General features: G+C 59.7%; 4 protein-coding genes. 3 read left to right on the top strand and 1 reads right to left on the bottom strand.

Features of this window, described 5'->3' with window-relative positions; translation table 11 throughout:
• The first annotated feature begins 245 nt into the window (after nucleotides 1-245).
• From MOX02_RS29695 to MOX02_RS29685, 3 genes are all read left to right on the top strand, one after another.
• Complete coding sequence (locus tag MOX02_RS29695; RefSeq protein WP_147029359.1) at nucleotides 246-551, top strand: hypothetical protein; 306 nt, start codon at nucleotides 246-248, stop codon at nucleotides 549-551.
• 147 nt (nucleotides 552-698) lie between these two features.
• On the top strand, nucleotides 699-2,234 hold the full coding sequence (locus MOX02_RS29690; protein ID WP_147029360.1) for a DUF2252 domain-containing protein: 1,536 nt from the start codon (nucleotides 699-701) through the stop codon (nucleotides 2,232-2,234).
• Nucleotides 2,235-2,289: 55 nt separating this feature from the next.
• Nucleotides 2,290-3,474, top strand: coding sequence for an extracellular catalytic domain type 2 short-chain-length polyhydroxyalkanoate depolymerase (locus tag MOX02_RS29685; protein WP_147029358.1), 1,185 nt, complete (start codon nucleotides 2,290-2,292; stop codon nucleotides 3,472-3,474).
• Between the two features lie 233 nt (nucleotides 3,475-3,707).
• On the opposite strand, the gene minE is transcribed toward MOX02_RS29685, so the two are convergent.
• On the bottom strand, nucleotides 3,708-3,977 hold the full coding sequence (gene minE / locus MOX02_RS29680; protein WP_147029357.1) for a cell division topological specificity factor MinE: 270 nt from the start codon (nucleotides 3,975-3,977) through the stop codon (nucleotides 3,708-3,710).
• Nucleotides 3,978-4,046 lie beyond the last annotated feature (69 nt).

Raw genomic sequence — 4,046 nt, 5'->3', positions numbered from 1 at the left:
GGAAAGGTGGGGTGTTCTCTCGAAGATCTAGGTTGAGACGTCTTGCTGATGAAGTCGGCCGGGATCCAAGGATGTGATCGGGATCCGGCTGGACCCAGGGTCCATGCCGTTCAGCAACAGCACGATTAGTGAGGCTTCGTATTCCTGAGCGGCGACGTTCCCGCATTAACGGCCATGAGGCAACGCTCAGGCCGCCATGGCGATTTAACGGTTCCAAGCCAGAGCCGACTTCAGGACACAGCACCATGCAGGACATCGTCGCCGCCTTGATCTCTTTCTTCCTCATCGATCCTCTGCAAGCAAAGGTAGTCGAGACGCTCACCGCCGCTCGCGTGCCGCAGGCCGTTCTCGCCGAGGTCACCTCATGCGCTAGAGAGGCGCGTCCAATCATTGTCGACCGCGCGACGAGTGATCCTGGGTGGGCCGTATCGAGCATCGTGCGCGTTTGGATCGGGAATGTCCGGCCGGAGGCGCTCCTTGCAGACACCGCACCAGCATGCAGACCCGCGATTGAGGCTGCACGTCCGTTTTTGACGGGCAAAGAGGCGTGAGCCTTCTCAGCGGCGCGACTTCTGCGCCCTTGGCACAGCAGAGGAGCCGCTTCCGCTCGTGTCTTGGGCCACCACGCCCTGGTCTGCAGCTCGTGCTAGCGTCGCTGTGCAGTCGCTCCTGAGCAACTCGATTGCGTGAGGGTGGAAATGTCGCGCGCGCCAGTGCCATCCAACGAGACGCCGCCTCGTTCACCCGCCGGAGACTTGCTTCCGGAGCATGCTCCTGCCGCTGAACCAGTGGGCAAGGAAGAGGCTGCTGAGAGGCTGATCCTCGAGCCCTTAGCCGATGTTCCTCACGTCAACCTGCGAGAACGTCAGGCGTCCTGGGAGGCGCGACGTTCCTCCGGGCGGAGCTTGAGAGCAACCACCCCACATCACCTACACGGCGAGTGGAAGGCTCCGGGCGACAGGCCGGATCCCGTCAGTCTCATCGAACGGGCGCATGCCGGGCGGCAAGCTCAGCTCGTTCCGCTGCGTGTGGCACGGATGGCCCGATCACCTTTCGCGTTCCTACGCGGTGCTGCTGCGGTCATGGCCTGGGACCTGGCATCCACACCCTGCAGCGGCATAAGGGTAGTCATTGATGGTGATGCTCACGTCTCAAATTTCGGTCTCTTCGGTAGCCCTCAGCACGACATCGTGCTCGACCTCAACGACTTCGACGAGGTCACGGTGGGACCTTGGGAGTGGGACCTGAAGCGCCTGGTTGCGAGTATCGAGGTTGCGGCGCGCGAGTATGGGTCCACCAGCCACATCCGGCGTCAATCCGTCACGGCAGCAGTTAGTGGTTACCAAAAGAAGATGAGTGACCTTGCGTCGCAGGGTTCGTTAGATGTCTGGCGCTACTCTGCAAGAGTTGATCAGGGTGATCTCTGCGGGTTGGAGCCTGATGCAGAATCCCGGAATTTGCTTCTGAGATCTACTGATAAGGCCCGCAAGAACAACAACCAGAGTCTGCTAGCGCGCGCGGGCGACACACGGATTCACGACGGCTGGCGGTTCAAGGAGGAACCGCCCATACTTACCCATATCGACGCCGAAACGCGTGACGCTGTTATTGCTGGGCTTGAGCGCTATGCCGAAACGCTCCCACGTGAGCGCCGCTTCATGCTGAGCCGGTATCACGTTGTTGACGTTGCACATCGGGTGGTCGGTATCGGAAGTGTCGGAACACGCACTTACGTCGCGCTTCTGTGCGGCAACTCAGATCAGGATGCTCTCTTTCTCCAAGTCAAAGAGGCCGTAGAGCCAGCACATGCACCCTACGTATCTGGGATGCCAAAGGTCTACCGAGAGCATGAAGGTGAGCGCGTGGTTTATGGGCAGCGCCTTCTGCAAGCTGCTGGCGATCCGTTGCTTGGTTGGACCACGATTTCAGGCCGGCCCTTCTATGTGCGTCAGATGAGGAACATGAAGGGAGATATTCCAATCGGTAGCATGTCAGAGCCGTCACTTGTCTACTTCTCAAGAGTGTATGGCGCGCTGCTTGCGCGTGCTCATGCGCGAACCGGTGATGCCGCCGCAATCGCTGGCTATAGCGGTGGCGATGACGACGGCGAGCTTGCGAATGCTTTGGCGGATTGGGCGAGGGCGTATGCAGATCAGACGGAGGCAGATCACCAAGCATTTCGTGCTGCCGTCCAGACTGGCCGGCTGAAGGCGGAGGAAAATCTCGACCTCTGATGCCACCTGCGACCGGTGCTACGGCAAATAGTCGTAGACGTCGGGAGAGGGGGCATTGATCGGAAGCTTAGCAGTGATGTGGCGCTTGCAAATCGGCACAATCGCGTTGGCGGGTCTCGTCAGCCTCATCTTTGAAGGCGCGATTGCGCGTGCTGGGCACGACGCTGTTCCTGAGCCACCGCCGGCATCAACCTCGCACAAGCTGCGGGCGGTGCCTGGCCTGAAGCAGAACTCTATCACCGTTTCAGGAGTGTCTTCCGGAGGCTTCTTTGCTCACCAGTTCCACGTGGCCTACTCCAAGCTGGTCAACGGTGCGGGCATTATTGGAGGTGGTCCTTTTGGTTGTGCCGAACACATCCTCAATCCCTACTGGTGGTTCGCGGGTGTGCCGCTAGATCGAGGTTCAGCAGCTACAGTCGCTTGCACGCATTACCTTGGCAGCCGATACTTCGGGCTTCGCCCATCATCGCCGAGAGCAGATGATTCAGCGAGCTTCGTGCAGCAGGCTCACCGGCAAGGTCTGATTGATGATCCGATGAATCTGGCTTCTAGCCGCGTCTGGCTCTTTCACGGCAGGCGAGACGAGCTCGTTCCCCAGAGCACTATGGCCGCTCTCAAAGATCTTTATCAGCTCCTTGGCGTCCCTTCCTTGCAGCTATCAACGGACATGAATGAACATGGGCGCTCCGCGAGCCACGGCGTCCCAGTCACCAAGCTCGAGGGTCCGAGCAGGTTCCCGGTCAGGCTGTGCGAGGAGCACGCACCACCATTTGTGATCGAGTGCGGCTATGAGGCCGCTGAACAACTTCTCAAGCACCTATACCCTGGCCAGATCGGAAAGGCCTCTGAAGATCCTCACGGCGACGGTAATCTGATCGCATTTGATCAGAGCGAGTTCTTCATAGGAGCATCTGACCACATCAGCCTTCACGGCGTGGGCTACATCTACGTCCCGAAGAGCTGTGAGCGAGAGGAGTGCCGCCTTCACGTGGCATTTCATGGCTGTCGGCAGACTGCCGATGAGATCCATGACGACTTCATCAGAGACGCTGGCTACAATCGCTGGGCTGCGACTAATAACATCGTGTTGCTCTACCCTCAGATTGCGGTCATCAGCATCAACCCAAACGGCTGCTGGGATTGGTGGGGCTACACAGGGGAAGGCTATTTCGGCCAGAATGGTCGCCAGATGAGAGCCGTGCGAGCGATAATTGCTCGAGTCTTAGGGGCGGAGAGATAGCCGCGCCGGGCTTCTAATCGGCTTAGGTTTGGTCGGTGAGCATCCCAGGATGTGGTTCGGATCCAGGTGGGCCCAGGATGGATGCCCTTCGGCTCCTGCGCGGTCCTCTGGGACTTCGTGCTCCTTTGCGCTGACGTAACGAAGACGAAAAGCCATGCTATCTGGGCCGAGCGCTCCGCCGGGATAACAGCATTCTCGGTCCAGAGTGCGCATAGGCGAATTGCTGGCTCGGGTCAGGCCGCCTTGCGCATTCCGACGGCTATGGTTGGGAGCTCGATGTTGATGTCCAGTGTCGAGACACCTTCGCGCTGCTCAGCCTTGATCGAGACTTTGTCTCGCTCGATCGCGGCGTGCTTGGCGATCACGGCGAGGATCTCCTCGCGCAGTGTGTCGACCAGGTGTGAGCGGCCGACCTCCGCCCGCTCGTGAGCAAGGATCACCTGAAGGCGATCGCGGGCCACCGGTGCAGTGCTGCGTCGGCGCAGGAGGCTCAGGATGTTCATGCGGCCCTCTGTTTGAAGAACTTGCTCAGGAACGACTTTCTGTTAGCCGGGATGCTCATCGGCACCGCC

This window comes from Methylobacterium oxalidis (assembly GCF_007992195.1).
GTDB lineage: Bacteria > Pseudomonadota > Alphaproteobacteria > Rhizobiales > Beijerinckiaceae > Methylobacterium > Methylobacterium oxalidis.
Note: the sequence above shows the minus strand (reverse complement) of the source record. Positions and strands in the feature narration are given on the sequence as shown.